Annotated in this window: 18 protein-coding genes; 9 read left to right on the top strand and 9 right to left on the bottom strand. The window is 74.6% G+C overall.

Annotation, left to right across the window (positions count from 1 at the left end; genetic code table 11):
• Positions 1-30: 30 nt before the first annotated feature.
• A complete protein-coding gene (locus IE245_RS29775) occupies positions 31-375 on the bottom strand; it encodes a hypothetical protein (RefSeq protein ID WP_189953163.1) in 345 nt (114 codons plus the stop codon).
• 476 nt (positions 376-851) lie between these two features.
• On the opposite strand from IE245_RS29775, the gene IE245_RS29780 reads away from it, so the two are divergent.
• Genes IE245_RS29780 through IE245_RS29795 form a run of 4 tightly spaced genes read left to right on the top strand, consistent with a single transcriptional unit; the run spans position 852 to position 5,166 of the window.
• A complete protein-coding gene (locus tag IE245_RS29780; RefSeq protein WP_189953164.1) occupies positions 852-3,692 on the top strand; it encodes a sensor histidine kinase in 2,841 nt (946 codons plus the stop codon).
• Positions 3,689-4,132, top strand: a complete 444-nt coding sequence (locus IE245_RS29785; protein ID WP_189953167.1) for a roadblock/LC7 domain-containing protein — start codon at positions 3,689-3,691, stop codon at positions 4,130-4,132. Before IE245_RS29780 ends, IE245_RS29785 begins: the two co-directional genes overlap by 4 nt.
• A 10-nt stretch (positions 4,133-4,142) precedes the next feature.
• On the top strand, positions 4,143-4,580 hold the full coding sequence (locus IE245_RS29790; protein WP_189953169.1) for a DUF742 domain-containing protein: 438 nt from the start codon (positions 4,143-4,145) through the stop codon (positions 4,578-4,580).
• Complete coding sequence (locus IE245_RS29795; RefSeq protein ID WP_189953171.1) at positions 4,561-5,166, top strand: GTP-binding protein; 606 nt, start codon at positions 4,561-4,563, stop codon at positions 5,164-5,166. The genes IE245_RS29790 and IE245_RS29795 overlap by 20 nt, the downstream gene beginning before the upstream one ends.
• Positions 5,167-5,485: 319 nt before the next feature.
• Here IE245_RS29795 and IE245_RS29800 read toward each other — a convergent pair whose 3' ends face one another.
• Positions 5,486-6,319 carry a M15 family metallopeptidase gene (locus IE245_RS29800; RefSeq protein ID WP_189953173.1) on the bottom strand — a complete coding sequence of 278 codons (834 nt, stop codon included), beginning with the start codon at positions 6,317-6,319 and terminating at the stop codon, positions 5,486-5,488.
• A gap of 60 nt (positions 6,320-6,379) precedes the next feature.
• Between IE245_RS29800 and IE245_RS29805 the strand changes: the two genes are divergently transcribed.
• A complete protein-coding gene (locus IE245_RS29805; protein ID WP_189953175.1) occupies positions 6,380-6,892 on the top strand; it encodes an NUDIX domain-containing protein in 513 nt (170 codons plus the stop codon).
• Positions 6,893-6,904: 12 nt separating this feature from the next.
• Here the strand turns inward: IE245_RS29805 and IE245_RS29810 are convergent, their stop codons facing one another.
• Positions 6,905-7,711 carry a DUF4253 domain-containing protein gene (locus tag IE245_RS29810; RefSeq protein WP_189953177.1) on the bottom strand — a complete coding sequence of 269 codons (807 nt, stop codon included), beginning with the start codon at positions 7,709-7,711 and terminating at the stop codon, positions 6,905-6,907.
• A 10-nt stretch (positions 7,712-7,721) separates the two neighbouring features.
• Positions 7,722-10,130 (bottom strand): glycoside hydrolase family 31 protein, encoded by a 2,409-nt coding sequence (locus IE245_RS29815; RefSeq protein ID WP_189953179.1) that lies wholly within the window; start codon positions 10,128-10,130, stop codon positions 7,722-7,724.
• 213 nt (positions 10,131-10,343) lie between these two features.
• On the opposite strand from IE245_RS29815, the gene IE245_RS29820 reads away from it, so the two are divergent.
• Entirely contained in the window at positions 10,344-12,323 is a 1,980-nt protein-coding gene (locus IE245_RS29820) for an acetoacetate--CoA ligase (protein WP_189953180.1), read from the top strand.
• Between the two features lie 50 nt (positions 12,324-12,373).
• On the opposite strand, the gene IE245_RS29825 is transcribed toward IE245_RS29820, so the two are convergent.
• Together IE245_RS29825 and IE245_RS29830 are read right to left on the bottom strand one after the other, a co-directional pair.
• Complete coding sequence (locus IE245_RS29825; protein ID WP_189953182.1) at positions 12,374-13,414, bottom strand: CU044_5270 family protein; 1,041 nt, start codon at positions 13,412-13,414, stop codon at positions 12,374-12,376.
• Positions 13,411-14,058: an RNA polymerase sigma factor gene (locus IE245_RS29830; RefSeq protein WP_229851670.1), complete on the bottom strand. Its 648-nt coding sequence runs from the start codon at positions 14,056-14,058 to the stop codon at positions 13,411-13,413. The genes IE245_RS29825 and IE245_RS29830 overlap by 4 nt, the downstream gene beginning before the upstream one ends.
• Before the next feature lie 328 nt (positions 14,059-14,386).
• On the opposite strand from IE245_RS29830, the gene IE245_RS29835 reads away from it, so the two are divergent.
• Positions 14,387-15,973 (top strand): serine protease, encoded by a 1,587-nt coding sequence (locus tag IE245_RS29835; protein ID WP_189953184.1) that lies wholly within the window; start codon positions 14,387-14,389, stop codon positions 15,971-15,973.
• A 69-nt stretch (positions 15,974-16,042) separates the two neighbouring features.
• Here IE245_RS29835 and IE245_RS29840 read toward each other — a convergent pair whose 3' ends face one another.
• Entirely contained in the window at positions 16,043-17,362 is a 1,320-nt protein-coding gene (locus IE245_RS29840) for a GntR family transcriptional regulator (RefSeq protein WP_189953186.1), read from the bottom strand.
• Positions 17,363-17,408: 46 nt separating this feature from the next.
• Here IE245_RS29840 and IE245_RS29845 point away from each other — a divergent pair, with 46 nt between their 5' ends.
• Both IE245_RS29845 and IE245_RS29850 read left to right on the top strand, forming a co-directional pair.
• On the top strand, positions 17,409-18,698 hold the full coding sequence (locus tag IE245_RS29845) for an MFS transporter (RefSeq protein WP_308436637.1): 1,290 nt from the start codon (positions 17,409-17,411) through the stop codon (positions 18,696-18,698).
• Between the two features lie 36 nt (positions 18,699-18,734).
• Positions 18,735-19,625 carry a DUF8829 domain-containing protein gene (locus tag IE245_RS29850; protein ID WP_189953188.1) on the top strand — a complete coding sequence of 297 codons (891 nt, stop codon included), beginning with the start codon at positions 18,735-18,737 and terminating at the stop codon, positions 19,623-19,625.
• Positions 19,626-19,701: 76 nt separating this feature from the next.
• Here IE245_RS29850 and ptsP read toward each other — a convergent pair whose 3' ends face one another.
• A complete protein-coding gene (gene ptsP / locus IE245_RS29855) occupies positions 19,702-21,372 on the bottom strand; it encodes a phosphoenolpyruvate--protein phosphotransferase (RefSeq protein ID WP_189953190.1) in 1,671 nt (556 codons plus the stop codon).
• 80 nt (positions 21,373-21,452) lie between these two features.
• On the bottom strand, positions 21,453-21,902 hold the full coding sequence (locus IE245_RS29860) for a PTS sugar transporter subunit IIA (RefSeq protein ID WP_189953192.1): 450 nt from the start codon (positions 21,900-21,902) through the stop codon (positions 21,453-21,455).
• Positions 21,903-22,314 lie beyond the last annotated feature (412 nt).

Genomic DNA, 22,314 nt, shown 5'->3' on the forward strand with positions numbered 1-22,314 from the left:
CCCGGGGCGCCGGGCCTCTCCTCCGCGGGCTCAGGCGACCCGCTCCTCCGGGACCCGCTCCCGCCGCCCCGGATACGCGCTGCTGCTCGGTTCGGAGACCACACCGTTGCGCTGCCGCCAGACCTGGCGGGTGATCCAGATGTCCAGCACGCTCCAGGTGGCCACGACGGTCGCGACCACCGCCGCGATCGTCATCGGAAAGGCCAGCCAGGAGCTCGTCACGGTGGTCAGGAAGGCGACCACGGCGAGGATGAGGGTCACCGACGTGATCATCACCGCCCGCACCGCCGCGTTCCGCACCGGATCCGGCATCCTCCGCAGTCCGCGCTCGTCCTCCACCCACAACTGACGGGCGGCCCGCGTCCTGTCTTCCATCTGTTCCGTCACTCCCCACCGCACGACTCTCCCAGGGGTGGCTGCCCGGGTCCGGCCGCTTCGCACGTTACGTACGGCCGCGGCCCCGGCGCACGGCGGCCCGTCCTCGGACAGGGCGTTCCCCCTTGCTTCATGACGCTCCGGACAGGGAAAAGGTTTCCCCGAGTCGCTCGCGACGCACCTGACCCCGCGAGCGGAACGAACGATTCCAGCCATTGCGTCCACGGCGGAAAAGGACGCACCGTCACGTGTCCTGCACCACAGTGCCGCACCCGAACTCCTGGAATACCAGGACATCTCATGATCAACACTCACTCGACAGGCTGAAAATCGCCCAGACACACCTTCGAGAAGGCCGTGATGCAGTAGTAGGCTCGCGCCGCCGTTTGTTGAAACCGAAGGTTGACGCGCCGTGTTGACGCGGCGACGCCGTTCGAGGGACCTCCGTGGCCGCGGGGGCCGTACTGGGGGAGGCCATGCGCTTTCGCGGGAAGTCCATCCGCAGGAAGATCGTGGCGCTGCTCCTCGTACCGCTCGTCTCCCTCACCGGCCTCTGGGTCTTCGCCACCGTCCTCACCGGGCGCGAGGCCGACCAGCTCCTCGACGTCGGCTACGTCGTCGAGAAGGTCGGCTACCCCATCGAGGACACCGCCCGGGTCATCCAGCTCGAACGCCGCCAGTCCCTCGTCTACCTCGCCGACCCGCGCGGCTCCGAGGCGCTCCCGCAGCTCCGCGCCGCCCGCCTCGCCACCGACCGCCAGATCGCCCGCATCCGCGCCAACGCCCAGGACCCCGGCGTCCGCGAGGAGATGCGCCCGGTCACCACCCAGCGGCTCAACTCCCTGCTCACCGCCTTCGAGGAGATCACCTCGCTGCGCCGCTCGGTCGAGAAGCGCAGCATCGGACGCCTCCAGGCGCTGGAGTTCTACAACCGCCTGGTCGACCCCTGCTACAGCTTCCTCGTCACCCTCCACGCGCTGGAGAACGTGGAGATGGACAAGCAGGGCCGCGCCCTCGTCGGCGTCACCCGGGCCCGCGAACTCCTCTCCCGCGAGGACGCCCTCGTCCTCTCCGCCCTCGTCGCCGACCGGGTCACCGCCCAGGAGATCCGCGCCGTCTCCGACCTGGTCGCCGGACGCAAGCAGTACTACGAGGTCAACCTCGAACTCCTCCCCGCCGCCGAGCGGCAGCGCTACGAGCAGTACTGGCGCAGCCCCGAGACCGCGGCCCTGCGCACCGCCGAGGAGGCGTTCATCAAGGCCGGCCCGACAGAACGGCCGAAAAGCGTCACCCCCGCCTACTGGCAGGACGAGGCCAGCCCCGTCCTCGACGAGCTCGCCCGCGCCAACACCGCCGCCGGCGACCGCTACCAGGACCGCGTCCAGCCCGCCGCGTACAGCGTCCTGCTGAAGGCGGGCGTCGCCGGCGTCCTCGGCTTCCTCGCCCTCCTCGCCTCCGTCGGCATCTCGGTCCGGGTCGGCCGCTCCCTCGTCCGCGACCTGCGCCGCCTCCAGAAGGAGTCCCAGGAGGTCTCCGGCGTCCGCCTGCCGAGCGTCATGCGCCGCCTCGCCGCCGGAGAGCACGTCGACGTCGAGACCGAGGTGCCCCACCTGCGGTACGGCGAGGACGAGGTCGGCCAGGTCGGCCAGGCCCTCAACACCCTGCAGCGCGCCGCCGTCGAGGCCGCCGTCAAGCAGGCCGACATGCGCCGCGGCGTCGCCGAGGTCTTCGTCAACCTCGCCCGCCGCAACCAGGTCCTGCTCCACCGCCAGCTCACCCTGCTCGACACCATGGAGCGGCGCACCGAGGACACCGAGGAGCTCGCGGACCTCTTCCGCCTCGACCACCTCACCACCCGCATGCGCCGCCACGCCGAGGGCCTGGTGATCCTCTCCGGCGCGGCCCCCTCCCGCCAGTGGCGCAAGCCCGTGCAGCTCATGGACGTGGTCCGGGCCGCCGTCGCCGAGGTCGAGGACTACGAGCGCGTCGAGGTCCGCCGGCTGCCCCGGCTCGGCGTCGGCGGCCCCGCCGTCGCCGACCTCACCCACCTCATCGCCGAACTCCTCGAGAACGCCACCGTGTTCTCGCCGCCGCACACCGCCGTCCAGGTCCTCGGCGAGCGCGTCGCCAACGGCTTCACGCTGGAGATCCACGACCGCGGCCTCGGCATGAGCCCCGAGGTCCTCCTCGACGCCAACCTGCGGCTCGCGGAGACCCCCGAGTTCGAGCTCTCCGACACCGACCGCCTCGGCCTCTTCGTGGTCAGCCGGCTCGCCCAGCGCCAGAACGTCCGCGTCTCGCTCCAGACCTCCCCGTACGGCGGCACCACCGCGGTCGTCTTCATCCCGGCCGCGCTGCTCACCGACGCCCCCGAGACCCAGGGCGCGGGCTTCCGCCTCGACCGCACGTCCCCCGGCCCCCGCACGGCGGACGCCGCCCCGCACCAGGCCTCCGGCGGATCCGCTACGACCTCCGGGGCGCCCGCCGGCGCGCTCGGCGACGGACTCCTCCCGCAGCGCCGCCCGGCTCTCGCCCGGGTCCCCGACCTCGCCGACGAGACGGGCCCGGCGGGAGCCGCGGGCGGGCCGCCCGCCCGCCCGCTGGACGGTCCCGTCGAGCTGGAGGCGCCGCTGGACACCGAGGACCTGGAGGCGCTCCTCGACCGCTCCGCCGACCTCCTGGACAGCGACAGCGAGCGCGGCGGCCTCTTCCGGCCCCAGCGCCGCCGGGGCGGGCTCGTCCCGGCCGTCGAGCAGCACCAGCAGGCCCCCGACCAGACCTCCGGCCACGGCACCGGCGAACCGGCGGGCGAGGACGGCGCCCCGGGCGCCCACGGCGCCCTGCCGCTGCCGCGCCGCCGCCCGCCGACGCTCGTCGTCGACCGCGGACGCAGGCTCGACGAGCCGGGCCGCGCCCACCCGGCGCCCGGCCGGCGCGGCGCCGAGGACCGCCCGGTGCCGCCGCGCCCGGCCGGCCCCACGCTCGTCCCCGTACGCCCGGAGGGCACCGAGCCGCGCACGGCCCCGGTGCCGCCGCCCGCACCGCGCGCGGAGGCCCCGGAAGGGCTCGACGGGCTTCCGCGCCGGGTCCGGCAGGCCAGCCTCGTGCCGCAGCTGCGCGAGCCGGACCAGCCGGCCGCGGCCGACGACCGGCCCGCCGAGGGCGGCCGGGCCGAGGACGACTTCGAGCGCGACGCCGAGGAGGTGCGGGCCCGCATGGCCGCCATGCAGCGCGGCTGGCAGCGCGGCCGCCGGCACGACTCGGGCCCGGACGACAGCACAGCACACGGAACGACACCCGAGGGGGACGGTCGATGACCGCACCGAACGCCGCAGCAGGCACCAGCAGCACCGTCCACGGCAACGGCGAGCTCAACTGGCTCCTCGACGAGCTGGTCCAGCGCGTCGCCGCCATCCGCAAGGCCCTGGTGCTGTCCAGCGACGGCCTGCCCACCGGCGCGTCCAAGGACCTGAGCCGCGAGGACGGGGAGCACCTGGCCGCCGTCGCCTCCGGCTTCCACAGCCTCGCCAAGGGCGTCGGCCGCCACTTCGAGGCGGGCAGGGTCCGCCAGACGGTCGTCGAGCTGGAGGACGCCTTCCTCTTCGTCACCGCGGCCGGCGACGGCAGCTGCCTCGCCGTCCTCGCCGACGCGGACTCCGACGTCGGCCAGGTCGCCTACGAGATGACCCTCATGGTCAAGCGGGTCGGCACCCACCTCGGCACGGCCCCCCGGACCGGTCTGACGACGGGAGGGTGAGCCGCCCCGCATGAGCGACGCAGCCGAGCGCAATCAGCCCGACGGGGACGTCCCGGACCGGCGGACCGCCGTCCCCCACCACTGGTACGACGACGAGGCGGGCCCGGTCGTCCGCCCGTACGCGATGACCCGCGGCCGGACGAGCGCCGCGGGCCGGCACCGGCTCGACCTCATCGCCCTGGTGGTGCCCGAGCCGGCCGCCGACGACCCCGGCCGTGACCAGTCGCTCTCCCCGGAACACGTGGAGATCGTCGAACGCTGCTCCGAGCAGCCCCAGTCGATCGCCGAGCTCGCCGCAGGACTCGACCTCCCCGTCGGGGTGGTCCGGGTCCTGGTCGGCGACCTCGTCGACGAGGAACTCGTCCACGTGACCCGCCCCGTTCCGCCGGCCCAGCTGCCGGACGTGAACATCCTCCGCGAGGTGATCAATGGCCTTCGGGCGCTCTAGCCGCAAGAAGACCCCCGTCGAGCCGGTGACTCTGAAGATCCTGGTCGCGGGAGGCTTCGGGGTCGGCAAGACGACACTGGTCGGCGCGGTCAGCGAGATCCGGCCGCTGCGGACCGAGGAGGTCCTCACCGAGGCCGGCCGGCCCGTGGACGACCTGCACGGCGTCGAGGCCAAGACGACCACCACGGTCGCGATGGACTTCGGCCGGATCACGCTCCGCGAGGACCTCGTCCTGTACCTGTTCGGCACCCCGGGCCAGGACCGCTTCTGGTTCCTCTGGGACGAGCTGGCGCAGGGCGCGCTCGGCGCGGTCGTGCTCGCCGACACCCGCCGCCTGGAGGACAGCTTCGCCGCCATCGACTACTTCGAGCGGCGCGGCATCCCCTTCACGGTGGCCGTCAACTGCTTCGAGGGCGCCCGCCGCTACCCGGCGGAGACCGTGCGGGCGGCGCTCGACCTCGACCCCGAGGTCGAGCTGGTGCTGTGCGACGCCCGCGACCGCGAGTCGGTCAAGGCCGTCCTCGTCGCCGTCGTCGAACACGCCCTCGTCCTCGCGGACCGGGGGCAGCAGCCGGTCGCGACCTGACGCCGTACGGCTCGGGTCGCGGGGGTCGCCCGCGTCGCCCGCCGTGCGGCCTCAGCGGACCGCCACCACCACCGCCGGCCCGCGCCCGAACAGGCCCTGGTCGGCGGTGCTCCCGACCCGCGCCCCCGGCCCCCGCCGGTCGCCGGCCGAACACCGCGCCGAGCAGCCGGAACTCCCCGTCCGGAACGGCGTCGTCGGTGAACCAGCCGCCCACGACCGGCCTGCGCGTCCGTGCGGTCCCGGCCCCTCCGTCCATATCTGGCGATGCGTCAGGGATGTGCGATCGAGTCCGACGCGGCCCCGGCGACGGCGGAAGACGTCAGTGCCCGGCCACCGACCTCCGGGCCACCGGGAAGTCGAAGTACGTCGACGGGAACGGCTCCGGCTTGAACGTGAAGTGCCACCACTCCTCCGGCAGGTTCACGAACCCCTCCGCCTCGAGGAGACCCTTCAGCAGCTGCCGGTTGGCCCGCTGGACGCCCGTGATCCGCGGGTCCTCGGTGTGCGAGAGCGTGTCGAAGCAGTCGTACCCGGTCCCCATGTCCACCGAGCTGTCCGGGAACCGCTCCTCCCGAGGCCCGGCGCACGAGGTCAGCTCCTCGCCCGGCACGTACGCGCGCGTGCGCTCCGCCGGCAGCCGCACGACCGTCAGGTCCACGGTCGACCCCCGGCTGTGCCCGGACTTCTCCGCGATGTACCCGTCCGCGAAGAGCCGGTCCTTCGCCACCGCCGGATAGAACTCCGCCTTCATCCGCTCGTCCGCCAGGTCCTGGGCCCAGCGTACGAAGTGGTCCACCGCCCGCTGCGGCCGGTAGCAGTCGTACACCTTCAGCGTGTACCCGCGCGCCAGCAGCCGCGTCTGCGCCCGGTGCAGCGCCTCCGCCGCCGGCCGCGTCAGCACGCACACCGGCTGCCGGTACCCGTCGATCGGCTCGCCCACGAAGTTGTGCGCCGTCGTGTACCGCATCTCCTGAAGGATCGTCCGGTCCACCGAGTCCAGCGCCACGAACTCCCGCGGCGCCTTCGGCCCGGGCGCGCCGACGGCGGGGGAGCCGACCGCCGGGGAGCCGACCGCCGGGGAGCCGACGCCCCCCGCGCAGACGAGCAGCACGGCCGCGCCGAGGGAACGCATCACCACACCAAGTCGAGTCATGCGCACCGGGTCTACCAGTTCCGTCCCCGCCGGGAAACCCCCTCGCGTACGGTCGACGCCGTGACCACCCCCGTACTCCACTCCCACTGCTCGGCCTGCGGAGCCCCGTACCCCGCCGACACCGCCGCCTGGCCCCGGGCCTGCCCGACCTGCGGCACGACCGCCTACCGCAACCCCCTCCCGGTGGCCGTGGCCCTCCTCCCGGTCACGGCCCCCGCGGGCACCGGCCTCCTCGCCATCACCCGCGCCATCCACCCCGGCCACGGCGGCACCGCCCTCCCCGGCGGCTTCGTCGACCACGGCGAGGACTGGCGCACCGCCGTGACCCGCGAACTCCGCGAGGAGACCGGCGTCGTGGCCTCCGCCGAGGACGTCCGCCTCGCCGACGTCCTCTCCTCCGCCGACCACCTCCTCGTCTTCGGCCTCCTCCCGCCCGTCGAGGCGCACGCGCTCCCCGCCTTCACCCCGACCCCGGAGACCTCCGCCCGCCTCGTCCTCCCGGAACCGCGCGAACTGGTCTTCCCCCTCCACGCCGAAGCGGTACGGAAGTGGTTCGCGGGCGCGTACGGCTGATCCCGGCGCCGCTCAGTCCCACCAGAAGGTCCACACGTCCGCCCCCACCAGATGCTCGGCGTACGCGACGAGGTCCCTGACGGACCCCTGCCACACGTTGTCGGGGCAGAAGGCGAAGTGCTCGGCGGCGATCGGCAGCGCTTCCTCCAGGGCGGCCGGGGGAGCGGCGACCGAGAGCCGCAGGGTGTCGAACCCGACGGCGAACACCCGTGCCCCGAAGCGTCGTTCCCAGTCGGCGACGACCGCCGCGATCCTCGCCGTGTCGTCGTCGTGGTTGGCCGGCCCCGACCAGCCCACGACCGCGAGCGCCTCGGCACCGCACCCGGCTTCGACCAGACCCAGACGCGCCTCACCACCGAAGGACAGGAACGCGTCCGCGTGCTCCGCCGCGAGCGCGTCGGGGTCCTCCGCCGGCGCACGCCCCGGTGCGAGCCCCGGCCAGACCGCCCCGTAGGGCGTCGTCACGGCGAGCCGCTCCTCCGCGGAGAGCATGTCGTCCTCCTCGTCGACCGCCGTGCACCCGTCCCACCAGCGCGCGAGCACCGCGGCCGGATCATGGTCCGCGAGACGGGACGCGCCCGTGCCGAACAATTCCCCCGACGCCCAGGGCCGGAAGCCCCCGTCCCCGTCGAGCGGTTCGAGCAGCAGGGGCCACAGGCCCGTCCGCGCGTGCGCGGCGTGGACGCGCCCCCACAGCCCGAAGGGCGCGGGCCCGTCGCTCAGCCACAGCGGCCGCGCCCCGTCCCCGGCCTCGTCGGCCGTGATCACGCGACCGGCCGGCAGCCGGATGTCCTCGCCCAGCAGGGATTCGGGTTCCATGTGCCGCATGCTAGGCAGGAGGTCCGACAACGCCGCCCAGCCGCTTGGCTCCACCCCCGGCGACGGCCCCCTCACGCCCCCGCACCCGCACCGGCAGCCCCGCCTCCACGGGCCCCTCCTCCGTCACCCGCTCCACCACGACCCGCCCGTCCTCGAGACGCGACCGGAACCGCTCGATCTCCGCCGGCTCCCAGCCGTCCCCGGTGTCGCGGACGACGAGCCCGCCCCCCGTCCGGCCGGGCGCGGGCGGCCACACCTCCAGCGTCAACTCCCCGTCCACGCCCCGCACCGGAAGGACCGCCCCCGCGCGTGCCAGGACCGGCACGCGCGCGAGGGGCGCGTCGAGCAGCACCTGCCCGGGGCCCTCGTACGCCCGTCCGGTCGCCGTGTCGTACCAGCGGCCGCGCGGCAGCCGCACCGCCCGCCGGTCCTGGCCCCGGTGCAGGACCGGCGCGACCAGCAGCGCGTCGCCCAGCAGGAAGGCGTCCTCGCACTCCCGCAGCGTCCGGTCCTCCGGCGTCCCCCACCACACCGGCCGCACATAGGGCGCGCCCGTCATCCGCGCGAGGCGGGACAGGGTCACGAAGTACGGCTGGAGCCGCTCGCGTTCGGCCAGCGCCACGCGCGCGTGCTCCAGCACCTCCGGGCCGAACTCCCACGGCTCCCGCCGCCCCGCGTCCAGCGCCGCGTGCGTCCGGAACAGCGGCAGCCACGCCCCCAGCTGGTACCAGCGCAGGAACAGCTCCGGCGACGGGCTCCCGTCGAAGCCGCCGACGTCCGGCCCCGAGTACGGCACCCCGCACAGCCCGAGCCCGAGCACCAGCGCCAGCGAGGCCCGCAGCCCCGGCCAGCCGGTCGCCACGTCGCCGGACCAGGTGCCCCCGTACCGCTGCATCCCCGCCCACCCCGCGCGCGTGAACAGGAACGGCCGCTCCCCGGGACGCAGCCTCCGCAGCCCCTCGTAGCCGGCCCGGGCCATCAGCAGCCCGTACACGTTGTGTCCCTCCCGGTGGTCCCCGCCCCGCCCCTCCAGGTGGTGCCGCGCCGACCGGGGGAGCGTCGGATCGCCGAAGGCCGCGAACGACACCGGCTCGTTCATGTCGTGCCACACCCCGGAGAAGCCCTGCCGCAGCCGCTCCTCGTACAGCCCGCCCCACCACTCCCGCACCGCCGGATCCGTGAAGTCCGGGAAGGCGCACTCCCCGGGCCACACCACCCCCCGCACCTCCTCGCCCCGCGCGTCCCGCACGAACGCCCCGGCGGCCCGCCCCTCCTCGTACAGCACGTTCCCCGGCTCCGCGGCGACCGCCGGATCGACGATCGACACCAGCCGCACCCCCTGCCCCCGCAACTCCTCCGCGAGCCCCGGCAGGTCGGGGAACCGCTCCCGGTCCACCGTGAACACCCGGTGCCCGTCGTAGTGGTCGATGTCCAGATGGACCGCCGACAGCGCCAGCCCCCGCTCCCGGTACCCGGCCACCACCCGCCGCACCTCCGCCGCGCTCCCGAACCCCCAGCGGGCGTGCTGCGGCCCCAGCGCCCACGCCGGAGGCAGCGCCGGCGCGCCCGTCAGCGCCGCCCAGTTGCGCAGCACGCGCGCGGGGGTCCCGACGACCACCCAGCACCGCAGCGGACCGCCCTCCATCCGCACCTCGCTCGTGCCCGGCCGGTCGTGCCCCGACCCGGCCCCCTCCTCGCCCTCCGCGAGGGTCACCCGCCCGTCCCACGTGTTGTCGTGGAACGCCAGGTGCGTCCCCGCGTCCGCGACCACGAACTGCACCGGCATCGTGATGTACAGCGGATCGTCCCCCGGGTCGAACCGCCCCTTCGGGTCCGTGTTCCACAGCCGGTACGACTCGTCCCGCAGCCGCGGCCCCGCCGACCGCCCGCCGAGCCCGAAGAACCGCGCGTCCGCCGGCACCTCCGCCCGCTGCGCCCACCGCGCCGGCCCCCCGCCCACCGGCTCCCACCAGCGCGGCGGCAGGTCCCGCCGCAGCATCACCCCGCCCGGCGTACGGATCTCCACCGCCCCGTGCCGCGAGACCGCCACCGTCACCCGCTCCGACACGACCCGCCAGCCGCCGTCCGTGTCCGGCTCCAGGACCGCCCGGGGATCCGGCTCGGGCACCGGCCCCGCCAGCGCGTACGACGGTTCCGGCTCCGCCCCGTCCCACCCCCAGAACACCGTCCCGCCCGCCGACACGCACACCCGCAGCGACGACCGGGCGAACCGCACCGTCCCCCCGCCCGGCAGCGGCTCCGCGCCCTCCGCGAGCCCCGGCACCCGGGCCCGCTCCGCCCCCCGCGGCGGCAGCCCCGCCGCGTCCGCCCGCCGCTGCCGCCACGCCGCCCGTACCGTCCTGAGCCCCCGCACCGAACCGAACACCCTCACCGAACGCACCCGTCCACGACCGTCCATGCGGGCCACCCTGCCACCCACCAGCGGCGATACGGGCCTCGTTCAGCTGCCGTTCACCCGTGGTGGGAGCACATGTTCAACTCGCCGACCATGTGCGGGCGGCCCTGGTGCGAACGCCGCTCCCATGGCATCGTCCTGTCAGCCGCGTCACGCGCACACCCCCGCACGTGCGCGCGACACACGCCGACCCGCGTACAGCCAGGGAGCCACCCGATGACAACTGCGCCGACCGAGCCGACCGAGCCGCTCTGGCAGCCGGACGAGGAGCGCATCGCCCACGCCGCCGTCACCCGCTTCCAGGCGTGGGCCGCCGAACACCACGGCGCCCCCGCCGACGGCGGGTACCCGGCCCTGCACCGCTGGTCCGTCGAGGAGCTGGAGACCTTCTGGGGGGCCGTCGCCGCGTGGTTCGACGTCCGCTTCGCCACCCCCTACGCGCGCGTGCTCGGCGACCGCTCCATGCCCGGCGCCGACTGGTTCCCCGGAGCCACCCTCAACTACGCCGAGCACGCCCTGCGCGCCGCCGCCGAACGCCCCGACGACACGGCCCTCCTCCACGTCGACGAGACCCACGGGCCGACCCCCGTCACCTGGGCCGAACTCCGCCGCCAGGTCGGCTCGCTCGCCGCCGAACTGCGCGCCCTCGGGGTCCGCCCCGGCGACCGCGTCAGCGGCTACCTGCCGAACGTCCCCCAGGCCGTCGTCGCCCTCCTCGCGACCGCCGCCGTCGGCGGCGTCTGGACCTCCTGCGCCCCCGACTTCGGCGCCCGCTCCGTCCTCGACCGCTTCCAGCAGGTCGAGCCGGTCGTCCTCTTCACCGTCGACGGCTACCGCTACGGCGGCAAGGAGCACGACCGCCGCGACGCCGTCGCCGAGCTCCGCGCCGAGCTCCCCACCCTGCGCGCCGTCGTCCACGTCCCGCTCCTCGGCACCCCGGCCCCCGAGGGCGCCCTCGACTGGGCCGGCCTGGTCGCCGCCGACACGGAACCCGTCTTCGAGCAGGTCCCGTTCGCCCACCCCCTGTGGGTCCTGTACTCCTCCGGCACCACCGGCCTGCCGAAGGCGATCGTCCAGTCCCAGGGCGGCATCCTGATCGAGCACCTCAAGCAGCTCGGCCTCCACTGCGACCTGGGCCCCGAGGACGTCTTCTTCTGGTACACGTCCACCGGCTGGATGATGTGGAACTTCCTCGTCTCCGGCCTCCTCACCGGCACCACCGTCGTCCTGTACGACGGCAGCCCCGGATACCCGGACACCGGCGCCCAGTGGCGCGTCGCCGAACGGACCGGCGCCACCCTGTACGGCACCTCCGCCGCCTACGTCATGGCCTGCGCCAAGGCCGACGTCCACCCCGGCCGCGACTTCGACCTCTCCGCCGTGAAGTGCGTCGCCACCACCGGCTCCCCGCTGCCGCCCGACGGCTTCCGCTGGCTCCACGACGAGGTCCGCGAGGACCTGTGGATCGCCAGCGTCAGCGGCGGCACGGACGTCTGCTCCTGCTTCGCGGGAGCCGTCCCCACGCTCCCCGTGCACATCGGGGAGCTCCAGGCCGCCGGCCTCGGCACCGACCTCCAGGCCTGGGACCCGTCCGGCAAGCCCGTCGTCGGGGAGGTCGGCGAACTCGTCGTCACCAACCCCATGCCGTCCATGCCGATCCACTTCTGGAACGACCCCGACGGCAGCCGCTACCGCGACAGCTACTTCGAGATGTTCCCCGGCGTGTGGCGCCACGGCGACTGGATCACGATCACCGACCACGGCTCGGTCGTCATCCACGGCCGCTCCGACTCCACCCTCAACCGCCAGGGCGTCCGCATGGGGAGCGCCGACATCTACGAGGCGGTCGAGCGGCTCCCCGAGATCCGCGAGTCCCTCGTCATCGGCCTGGAGGAACCGGACGGCGGCTACTGGATGCCGCTCTTCGTCCACCTCGCCGAGGGCGCCGCCCTCGACGACGACCTGATCGCCCGGATCAAGTCCACGATCCGCGCCGAACTCTCGCCGCGCCACGTCCCCGACGAGATCATCGAGGTCCCGGGCGTTCCGCACACCCTCACCGGCAAGCGCATCGAGGTCCCCGTCAAGCGTCTCCTCCAGGGCACCCCGCTGGAGAAGGCCGTCAACGCGGGCTCCGTCGACAACCTCGACCTCCTGCGCTTCTACGAGTCCCTCGCGGCCGCCCGCCGCGCCTGACACCACGAGGGGCGCCCCGCGCGGGGCGCCCCTCTCCGTCACGGACCGAATCAGCCGGGCACCTGCCCGACCCGCGCCACCGCCGCCTTCCTCAGCACGGCCGTCTCGCTCAGCACCGTCCCGGCCGCACCGGCGGCCGACGCCGAGACGAGCACGGTCCGCTCCCCGAGGAAGGCCGAGGTCGACCGGTCGAAGACCCACTGGGTCCGCTCCGCGCCGGAGGTGCGGGCCACGGCCACGCCCTCCCGGCCGGCCGCGTCCCGCGCCGACGGCACCACCACGACGCCGGGGATCCGCCCGGCCGCCTCGAACAGCGCGGCCGTCACCTCCGGCGGCGCCCAGGTCTCGGCGAGCAGCGTCCCGATCGCGGCGAACGCCCGCTGGTCCGCGTCACCGTCACCGGTACGGGTCTGTTCCCGCACCAGCCGCAGCAGCGCCTCCGGATCCGTCGGCAGCCCCGCCACGAACGCGTGCGTCGGCTCGGTCACCGACGGCCCGCCCGACTCCAGGTACGTCCGCCGGGGTTCGGCACCGGGCCGGTCCAGCTCGTACACGGGCAGCCTCGGCGACAGCTCGGAGTCCGCGGCCCCCTCCTCCCGCAGCAGCCCGGCCCGGCTCCCGTCCGCCGACAGCCACACCTGCCTCCGGTGCACGGGTTCCACGACGGCGGCCCCGCCGCCCGCCGGAAGCCCCGCCCGGGACACCAGGCTCTCCACGTACACGAACTCCTCCGGCCGCGCGTCCGGCGCGGGCGCGGAGGCGGCCGCGAGCGCGGCCCGCGACAGCACCGCGGTCGCGCCCTCCGCCCGCACCGCGGGGCGCGGTCCACGCGGCTCCGGGGGAGCGGCGACCAGCACCGCACCCGCCGCGATGCCGCACACCACCGCCGGCACGGCGAACCGCACGGCCCTCCGCGTCCACCACCCCGCCGGCCGCGAGGGCCGCACCGAGGCCATCAGCTCCCGCCGCACCTCCCGCTGCCGCTCCGGCCCGAACTCCGGCACGGGCGGGGGCGGCAACAGCTCGCCCAACTCACCGAGCAGCGGATCCCGGACGGAACGGGAAAGGGAACGGGGATCGATGTCGTTCATGCCGGCTTCTCCGGGGAGGTTCGGGGGACGAGGACGGTACGGCCGTCGCTCACGGACAGGGAAGGCCCGTCGGCGCCGACACCGACGCCGGGCCGGGCACCGCGCCGACCGGCGCGCAGTTCGGCCTCGGCGAGGGCCCGCAGCCGCTCCCGGGCCCGCGAGAGCCGGGAGCGGACGGTGCCGACGGGGATGCCCAACGCCTCGCCGGCCGTCGCGTAGTCGAGTCCGGCCCATACGACGAGCCCGAAGACCTCCCGCTCACGGCGCCGCAGCCGGCCGAGGGCCACCCGCGCGGCCCGCAGCCGCTCCTCGTCGGCGAGCCGCGAGTCCACCGCGTCACTGAAGTCCGGCAACACCCCCCGGTCCGGCATCCGCGCCAGTGCCGCGTCCCGCCGCCGCGCCTCGCGCGCGGCCCCCCGCAGCACGTTGGTCGCGATCCCGAACAGCCACGGCCGCAGACTCCCGCCCTCGGCGTGGACCTTCCCCCGGCAACGCCATGCCTCCAGGAAGGTCGCGGACACGGCGTCCTCGGCCGCGGCCCGGTCCCCGCACATCCGGTACGCGTACTGGAACAGCACCCGCGCGTGCTCGTCGTACGCCTCACCGAGCGCCGCGGGATCCCCGGCCCGGAAACGTTCTCTCATCTCTGGTTCCACACTGAGTACTGGTCACCGGTTCGCCCGGGTTCCCGTGACCCGCACCACACTCCCCACCCGCCCCGCGCCCCGTGTGGCACAGGTCACGGGAACTCCCGCCGCACAGCGCCCAGTTCCCTGCATGACCGAAACACCGACGCAGCGCCCCGCGCCCCACAGCCCTGGATCCAACATCCAGAACACCGGATCCAACATCCAGAACAGGGGATCCAGCGCCCAGAAGACTGGACCCACGGCCCAGGACGGTGGATCCGATATCCAGGGCATCGGATCCAACATCCAGGATCCTGGATGTTGGATCCCGGACACTCCCTCCGTGCTCCGCCCCAGGAAGGGATCCAGGATCCGACCCGCCCTCCCCGCCCTGGCCCTCGCCGCCGCCCTCACGGCCACCGCCTTCACGGCCCCGCCCGCCGCCCCGGGCTCCGCCGCCCGGAGCGAGACGTTCACCCTGACCCTCCGCCACCTCGACCGGAAGGGCGCCCCGACCGACGCCTACTCGACCCGCGTCGTCGGCGTCTCCGGCGCGGGCGAGTCCGTCCAGGAGAGCCCCCACGACCCCTCCGGCACCGTCACGCTCCGGCTGCCCAGGGGCCGCTACCTCCTCGACTCGGAGGTGCACTCCCCTTCCAAGGGCGCCGGCACGGACTGGCTCGTCCAGCCCCGCCTCGACCTCGACCACGACACGACCGTCACGCTCGACGCCCGCACGACGTCCCCGGTCGACGTGCGCCCGCCCGAGCCCGGCGCCCGTCCCGAGCACGCCATGTCGTTCGTCGAGGTCCGCCACGAGGGGCGGACCCGCTTCGCGAACCTGATGTCGTCGGCGGACGGCCTGCGGGTGGCCCACCTCGGCCCCGCCGCCGAACCCGGCTCGGTGACGGCCTCGTTCGACGGCTACTGGGTCGGCGAGCGGGCCGACTACGGCCTCGGCTACCGCTTCACCTCCGGCCGCGCCCTGACCGGCTTCGTCCGCAGGCCCGCGGCGGGCGATCTGGCCACGCTGAAGGTCCGCGCGGCCGACCGGGACGGCGCCGGCGGCGTCGGCTCCGCGGCGATCCTGCCGTCCGAGGGCACCTCCCTCGGCCTCGGCGCCGAGTTCGCCCGCCCCGGCGGCACGACCTTCCATGTGACCCCCGAGCGGGGCGCCTGGGACCTGACGTACACCACCCCCGGCACGCCGGAGACGCCGCCCAACCTGTACGAGGCGCCGGACCTCCCCGCCCGCGCCGGCGTGACCACCACCCACACCTTCGACAACGCCGTCCTCGGCCCCGCCCTCCCCCAGGCCCCCGGCGCGGCTCCCGCCGGCGTCCGCGACGGCGACCGGCTCGCCCTGGACGTGCCGCTGCTCGCCGACGGCGAGGGGCACGCCCCCTCGGACCCGGTCTTCCGCTCGGCCACCACGACCCTCCACCGCGACGGCGTCCTCGTCGGCACCCACCGCGGCGACCCGGGCCGGGCCTCCTTCACCCCCGGCACTCCGGCACAGGCCCGTTACCGGCTCACCGCCACCGCCCTCCACGGCACCGGCACGCGCGCGGGGCGCACGACCGCCGTCTGGGCCTTCGACTCCGCCGCGACCACCGCCCCGACCGCGCTCCCCCTGAGCGTCGTCCGCTTCACCCCGCCGCTCGACCTCGACGGCACCGCCCCCGCCGGCGCGGAACTCCGCGTCCCGGTCACCGTCCAGGGTCCGGCCGCCGGCTCGGGCACGCGGTCGCTGCGCGTGCGGGTCTCCGTCGACGGGGGCGGCACCTGGACCGAGGCGCCCGTCGTGAACGGCGCCGTCGTGGTCCGCAACCCCGCCGCCGGGGGCGCGGTCTCCTTCCGCGCCGCGCTCACCGACGCCCAGGGCAACACCCTGGACCAGACCCTCGGCAACGCCTACCGCACCCGCTGACCACCCGCCACGCGCGCGTGAGCCCGTCGCCCGGCCGCCTCCCGGCCCGGACGGCGGGCTCACGCCGCGTCAGCCCCCGTACGTCGCCTGGGTGTCCCCGAGCACCCGCGCGAAGTCCGACGCCAGCCGCTCGGCGGCCTCCGGCACCAGCAGGGAGGCGGTGATCCGTACGGCGGGCGGCGCGGCGATCCGGAAGCGGGCGCCCGCCGCCACCCACCACCCGTACGTCCGGAGTCCGTTGACGACCGCCGACTCGTCCCGCACCGGCACCCACACGTTCAGGCCCGCGGCCCCGGCCGCCCGGATCCCGTGGACCCCGAGGGCGTCGATCAGCGTCCGCCGCCGCTCGGCGTACGCGGCCTCCCCGCGCGCCACGAGCCGTGCCGCCTCCGGGTCGGAGAAGAGCCGGGCCACGGTCTCCTGGAGCACATGGCTGACCCAGCCGGAGGTCATCAGCATCCGGCCGTCGTGCCGGGCGATCGTCACCGGGTCCCCCGCCACCCCGGCCCACCGCAGGTCCACGCCCAGCCGCTTCGAGACCGTGCGCACCTGGGCCCAGCGGGCGAGCCCCAGTGCGCTCAGCGTCGGCGCCGAGGGCCCGTCGAGCTCGGTGAGGTAGTCGTCCTCGATCACCAGGACCTCCGGGAACTCCCGGAGCAGCGAACCCAGTTCGTCCCGCCGCGCGGGGGAGAGGGACGCCCCGGTGGGGCACTGCGCACGCGGGCTGAGGACGACGGCCCGCACCCCGGCCCGCAGCGCCGCCCGCAGGGCGCCCGGCGAGAGCCCCTCACCGTCGACGGCCACCGGCACCGTCCGCAGTCCGAGCGCCGGCACCAGGTCGAGGAGGTGGTGGAAGCCGGGGTCCTCGACGGCCACCGCGTCCCCGGGCCGGAGCTCCACCGACAGCAGCCGGGCGACGCAGTCGAGCGCTCCGTGCGCGAAGGTCACCCGCTCCGCGGGCACCCCGTCCCGCCGGAACCACGCCCGGGTCAGCTCCTCCAGGGCGGCGAGCCGCGGCGCCGCCCGGTGCGAGCCGTGGACGGGCCGTACGTCGCCGGGCGGGTGGAGCACCGGCAGGAAGGCGGGGTCGGGCAGCCCGCTCGCGAGGTCCGTCAGCCCCTCCGGCATGCGGGGCGGCCTCCGGGACGCCACCGACGGCGCCTCCGCCACGACGGTGCCGCCCCGCCCGCGGGTGACCACGAGCCCCCGTGCGCGCAGTTCCTTGTACGCGGTCGCCACCGTGCCCGGACTGATCCCCAGGTCGTCCGCGAGCTTCCGTACGGGAGGCAGTGCGTCGCCGGGGGCGAGCTCCCCCTCGGTCACCCCGCGTTCGACGGACGCGGCGATCCCCTTGGCCGTCGTCCCCTGAATCGAATATTGTGTCACCACATTCCTGATTATGTATCAGTACATAATTTGCGTCAAGGGGGGTCACATGAGGTCGTCATGGCACCGCACCGCGCTCGACCGCATCCCGGGAGGCCGCGACGGCCGCCGCATGCTCGTCGTCGGCATCGTCGACAAGACGGGCACCGGCCTCTGGGCCGGCTGCACCGCCCTCTACTTCACCTACGTCTCAGGACTGAGCCTCGGTCAGGTCGGCCTGCTCATGACCGTCTCCGGCGGCGTCGGCATAGCCGGAGCACCCCTCGCCGGCGTCCTCGCCGACCGCTTCCCCCTCGTCCGCGTCATCGCCGCCACCCAGCTCCTGCGCGGAGCCACCCTCCTCGCCCTCCTCACCACCGACCACGTCCTCCTCCTCACCCTCTACTCCGCCCTCGGCGCACTCCCCGACCGTGCGAGCAGCGTCCTCGTCAAGCTGTACGCGGCCCGCCAGGCCGGCGCCGAACGCGCCCGCTACCAGGCCATCCAGCGCACCACCGTCAACATCGGCTGGTCCATCGGCGGCCTCGGCGCCGCGGCCGCCCTCGCCACCGGCTCCACCCAGGCGTACACCTGGCTCCTCGTCGGCAACGTCCTCACCTACGCCGCCATCACGGCCCTCACCCTCCGCTGCGCCGAACCGCCCACCACGAGCCGCGTCACCTCCTCGGCCGGGACCACCCCGCGCACCGCCGTCCGGGACAAGCCCGCCGGCCCCTGGCGCGACCGCGCCTTCCTCGGCTACACCGCCACCGACGCCGCCCTCTTCCTCGACGACACGATCCTCCAGGTCGCCGTTCCCCTCTGGATCGTCCACGCCACCGAGGCCCCCGTCGGCCTCGTCCCGCTCCTCCTCGTCCTCAACACCGTCCTCGTCGTCCTCTTCCAGGTCCCCCTCGCCCGCCACGGCGCCACCACGGCCGCGGCCCGCCGCCTCCTCGTCCCCCTCTCCGGCCTCTTCGTCGTCGGCACCCTCGCCCTCGCCGCCTCCGCCGCGGGCGGCCGCACCCTCGCCATCGCCGCGCTCGTCGTGGCCGTCGTCGCCCTCACGTTCGCCGAGATCGTCCACGCCACCTCCTCGTGGGAACTCTCCGTCGCCCTGGCCCCCGCCGACGCCCAGGGCGCGTACCTCGGCGTCCACGGCCTCGCCCAGTCGAGCCAGCGCTTCGCCGGACCCCTCCTCGTCACGGCCGTCATGACTACGGGCCCCCTCGCCTGGCCGCTCCTCGGCCTCGCCCTCGCCGGCGCGGGCGCGGCCCAGCACCGACTCATCCGCGACCGCGTCACCCAGCCCGCCCAGTCGTCACTGTCAGTGGCGAAAGTTACGGTGAGTGAGCATTGATCGCCGCGATCAGAGCACCACGACCGAGGGGGACCCATGACGACCACCACCACGACCCGCCTCCGCCGCGCCCTGCGCCGCGAGATCCCCAGCACCGTCGGACTCCTCGCCGACGAGCAGGACTTCGCCGCCATGCGCCGCTACCGCACCTTCGCCTTCGACGACCACGGCACCTACCTCAAGGAGATCGAAGCCCTCCTCAAATCCCTCGCCCGTCAGGGCACCCACACCACGGTGGCCCTCTTCGACCCCGACGAATACGTCTCCTACTGCGCCGAGACCGGCCTCGACCCCGACCACCCCACCAGCCGCAGCCGCTTCACCGACCACCTGGCCACCACCGGCGCCCGCGTCACCTACACCGGGCAACCCCTCGCCACCCTCCTCCCCGAGCTCGTCGACACCGCCGTCCGCCGCGCCACCTGGGAGTACGCCACCACCGTCCTCGCCACCGCGGGAGACTGCGCCGACTGCGGCCTGGACCTCGGCCGCGACGCCTTCGACCGCGCCACCCGCCTGCTCCTCGCCCTCCTCGACGGCGCGGGATCCGGCACCCACCACCTCGTCTGCAGCGTCCCCGCCGCCGACGACCACCTGCTCGCCGTCCTCCACACCGCCCGGGACGACCGGGGCACCAACCACCACGACCCCACCGCCGCCACCGAGTTCGCCGCCGTCCTCGCCGCCGGCATCGTCCTCGCCGCCCCCGGCGGACTCGTCCTGCGGGCCACCCGCCCCGGACGCCCCGACCGCCTCCACGGCTGGCGCCTCGTCGACGGCACCCTCGCCCCGCTCACCGAGGCCGAGGTCTTCGCCGCCTACTGCACCGACGCCCGCACCGGCGAACCCCTGCCCCCGGAGCACGGCGTCGACCACCGCGCCGGCTTCCCCCTCACCCCCGACCCCGGCACCCACCGCCACCCCTGACCCCGGACACGCCGAAGGGGCTTCCCGCCACCAGGTGACGGGAAGCCCCTCCGAACCACGCGCTACGACCCCGGGATCACTCCCCGGACAGCACCGCCTGCGCGGCCAGCCGCGCCTCGTGCGCCGTGTCCGCGGCCCGCGCCGCGGCCGCCGCGCGCTCGCACTGCGCGAGCGTGTACTTCGCCAGCGTCGCCCGCACGTAGGGGATCGACGCCGCGCCCATCGACAGGGAGGTGACGCCCAGACCGGTCAGCACACACGCGAGCAGCGGATCCGAGGCGGCCTCGCCACAGACACCACAGCTCTTGCCCTCGGCCTTGGCGGCCTCGGCGGAAAGCGCCACCAGGTCGAGCAACGCCGGCTGCCACGGGTCCTGCAGCCGGGACACCGCACCCACCTGACGGTCGGCGGCGAAGGTGTACTGGGCCAGGTCGTTCGTGCCCAGCGACAGGAACTCGACCTCCTGCAGGATCGAGCGGGCCCGGAGCGCGGCGGACGGGATCTCCACCATCGCGCCGAACTTCGCCCGGAGCCCCGCCTCGCGGCACGCGTCGGCGAACGCCTTCGCGTCCGTCCGGTCGGCCACCATCGGCGCCATGACCTCCAGGTACACGGGCAGACCCTCGGCGGCCTTCGCCAGCGCGGTCAGCTGCGTCCGCAGCACCTCAGGGTGGTCGAGCAGCGACCGCAGCCCGCGCACGCCGAGAGCCGGGTTCGGCTCGTCGGCCGGCGTCAGGAAGTCGAGCGGCTTGTCGGCGCCGGCGTCGAGCACCCGCACGACCACACGGCCCTCGGGGAAGGCCTCCAGGACCTTCCGGTACGCCTCGATCTGCTTCTCCTCGGACGGAGCCTTCTGGCTGTCGTCCAGGAAGAGGAACTCGGTACGGAACAGACCGACGCCCTCGGCGCCCGCCTCCACCGCGGCCGGCACGTCCGCAGGTCCACCGACGTTGGCGAGCAGCGGCACCTTGTGCCCGTCCGAGGTGGCACCCGGGCCGCTGGACGCGGACAGCGCGGCCTTCCGCTCCTCGGCGGCCTTGGTCAGCGCCGCCTTCTTCTCCTCGCTCGGGTCCACGAAGATCTCGCCGGTGGAACCGTCCACCGCGATCTGCGTGCCCTCCGCCAGCTCGCCGGCGCCGGGCAGCGCCACCACCGCCGGCACGCCCAGGGCACGCGCCAGGATGGCGCTGTGGCTGGTCGGCCCGCCCTCCTCGGTCACGAACCCGAGCACGAGCGCCGGGTCGAGCAGCGCGGTGTCGGCCGGCGCCAGGTCCCGCGCGATGAGCACGTACGGCTCGTCGCTGTCCGGGACACCCGGCATCGGCACCCCGAGCAACCGCGCCACGATCCGGTTCCGCACGTCGTCCAGGTCGGCGACCCGGCCCGCCATGTACTCACCGGCACCCGCCAGCAGCTCGCGGTAGTGCGAGAAGGCGTCGTAGATACCGCGCTCGGCCGTGCTGCCGACCGCGATCCTGCGGTCGACGTCGGCGATGAGCTCCGGGTCCTGGGCGATCATCGCCTGGGCCTCCAGCACCGCCTGGGCCTCGCCGCCGGCCAGATTGCCGCGCGCGATCAGGTCCGCGGCCACGGCCTCCACCGCCTGGCGGGCGCGCCCCTGTTCGCGCTCCGCGTCCTCGGCGGGAATCTGCTTGGCGGGCGGCTCGAGAACCGCCGTACCCATGTGCCGCACCTGGCCGATCGCCACTCCGTGGCTGACGCCGACGCCTCGCAGCGTTGTCTCCATCTCACCGTCTCCGATTGAGCGGCGGCCGATGCCGCCGCGTTGAATGTCGTACTCGCGGCCGTCCGGGCGACGGACCGGACTCAGCTCCAGTCGAAGAGCTGGTCGCCGGCCTTCACGTCGCCGTCCTCACGGACGTCGGAGAGCGAGTCGGCCGTGGCCTCGAGGGCGACGACGGGACAGATGGGGGACTTGCCGGCGGCCTCGACGTCGGCGGGGTTCCACCGCACGACGGCCTGTCCGCGCGTCACGGTGTCCCCCTTGTTGACGAGAAGCTCGAAGCCCTCGCCGTTCAGCTGGACGGTGTCGATGCCGAGGTGCGTCAGCACCCCGTGTCCCTCGCCGTCCACGACGACGAAGGCGTGCGGGTGCATGGAGACGACGACCCCGTCGATGGGGGAGACCGCCTCGGAGGGCTCACGTACGGGATCGATGGCGGTGCCGGGCCCGACCATGGCACCGGAGAAGACCGGGTCGGGAACGTTGGCGAGACCGATGGCGCGTCCAGCGAGTGGCGACGTCACGGTTGACATGGGAAGCCTCCCAGGGGCGGAGATCGTGTGGCGCCGCCACACCTGTCCTGGGCGGCGCGTACTAGTTCTGAAGCGTAAGTCATAAGAAGTCCCGGTTCCGCACGAGACGTACCAGTTGGCGGACCTAGGGACTACCGGAAACGATTTGCCTCCACTGACGGTGGGATGTACTGTCGTACTCCTGCCTGACCCCAACGCGGCTTTGAGTCGCGGTCGGCAGCACCGATCAAGCCAGATCCTAACCCCAGTGGTCTACACCTCTGCCTGCTCCGGTCCGTCCGGTGAACGCGGAGGGGTGGTCAGGGGGTCGGAGAAAGCCTGGTAATGTTTGACCCCGCCGGAAGGCCCCGGGAAATTCGATTTCGGGACCGGAAAGCACCGAGGAAATCGGATCGGAAAGATCTGATAGAGT

Origin of the sequence: Streptomyces roseolus, assembly GCF_014649855.1 — a bacterium.
Lineage (GTDB): Bacteria > Actinomycetota > Actinomycetes > Streptomycetales > Streptomycetaceae > Streptomyces > Streptomyces roseolus.